Below are 1703 nucleotides of genomic sequence, written 5' to 3' on the forward strand. Positions count from 1 at the left end.
GAGTTCCCGAGCGCACGGCTGTGGGCGGGGGGCCTCCCCCCCCGGTCCTGGTGGGCCGGGGCGCCCGCGGGGCCCCGCCGCCCCCTCGACGGCAGCTTCGCGGCGATCTCGATGTGGGAGCGCGAGCGGGGACGGCTGCGGGTCCTGGTGAACGTGGGCGAGCTGATGGCGGGCGAGGAGCGGCTGCCGGAGGACGAGTCGTATCCGGTGCACGACTTCCCGGAGATCGCCGAATTCGTGCACGAGCACTGGGCCGCGGGCGGGGAGCCGCATGCCTGGGTGGAGACGGCCGAGGGCGTGGGCACCGGCGCCGGCTCGGCCCCGCCCAGCGGCGGCTGGGGGAGGGTGGCCGCGCTGCGGCGGCGAGGACGCGGCAGCTGTGTGGTGGCCCCGATCGTGCTGCACGGGCGGGCGTGGGGCGAGCTGTACGTGGCCCGGGGGGCCGGGCGGCCCGTCTTCGACCGCGACGACGCCGACTTCGCGACCGTGCTGGCCTCGGTGACCGCCGCCGGACTGGCCCAGACCGAGCGCCTGGAAGAGGCCCGCCGCCTCGCCTTCACCGACCCGCTGACGGGTCTCGGCAACCGGCGCGCGGTGGACATACGGCTGGACGAGGCGCTGGAGGCGTACCACGCGGACGGCACGGTGGTGAGCCTGGTGGTCTGCGACCTCAACGGCCTCAAGCGGGTGAACGACACCCTCGGCCATGCGGTCGGCGATCGCTTGCTGGAACGATTCGGCTCATTGCTGTCCATATGCGGCGCGATGCTGCCCGGGGCGCTGGTGGCCCGGCTGGGCGGCGACGAGTTCTGCCTGCTGGGGGTCGGGCCCCCGGCGGACGAGGTGGTCCGGGTGGCCGATGAGCTGTGCCGACGGGCGGCGGAGCTGGAACTGGGCGAGGGAGTGGCCTGCGGGATCGCGTCCACCGGCGACCCGATCGGCCCCGTGCCGTCGGCCCGCCGCCTCTTCCGCCTGGCGGACGCGGCCCAGTACCGGGCGAAGGCGGCACGCTCACTGAAGCCGGTCGTGGCGGGCCGGGACGGCGGCGCGGAGGACGTGGTGATCCGCCTGGCCGACACGTCTCCCGCCCACCCCCCAGAACGCCGCCGCTTCCGAGGCCGCCGCTAACCCCCCCCACGGCGTTCGGTTCCCCCACCCCGCCCGGAGCAGACCCCCGGCCCCCACCGGGGCTACGCCCCGGGCTCGCGCGGGGCTGTGCCCCGGACCTCGCTGGGGCTGTGCCCCTGGGTCCCGCTGCAGGGGTGCGGCGCGTTTTGTTCCCCGCCCCGCCCCTTCCCGAATCCGGGGGCAGGTCCCCGGACCCCGCCGGGGCTCCGTCCCGGGTCCGGACGGGGCTGCGCCCCCGGGCCCGCGTGGGGCTGTGCCCCGAACCCTGCCGGGGCTGTGCCCCGGGCCCGCGTGGGGCTGTGCCCCGAACCCTGCCGGGGCTGTGCCCCGGGCTCGCGCGGGGCTGCCCCGGACCTCGCTGGGGCTGTGCCCCGGACCCCGCTGGGGCTGTGCCCCTGGGTCCCGCTGCAGGGGTGCGGCGCGTTCTGTTCCCCGCCCCGCCCCTTCCCGAATCCGGGGCGCAGCCCCGAGCCCCGACCCGGGGCTGCGCCCCGGGCCCCGGGGCCTGCCGGCGCGGCGCCGGGCGCGCCCGGGGGTCTGGGGCTGGGGGTGGGGGGGGGTGCGCGCCCGGGGCG

The 1703-nt window shown here is 78.3% G+C and carries 1 protein-coding gene; it reads left to right on the forward strand.

The window, feature by feature from the left end:
- Positions 1-18: 18 nt before the first annotated feature.
- The gene (locus tag ACFXB5_RS51215) at positions 19-1128 is read left to right on the forward strand and encodes a diguanylate cyclase domain-containing protein (RefSeq protein ID WP_385222378.1); all 1110 of its coding nucleotides are present in this window, start codon (positions 19-21) and stop codon (positions 1126-1128) included.
- Positions 1129-1703 lie beyond the last annotated feature (575 nt).

It is taken from the genome of Streptomyces sp. NPDC059455 (assembly GCF_042750115.1).
Taxonomy (GTDB): domain Bacteria; phylum Actinomycetota; class Actinomycetes; order Streptomycetales; family Streptomycetaceae; genus Streptomyces; species Streptomyces endocoffeicus.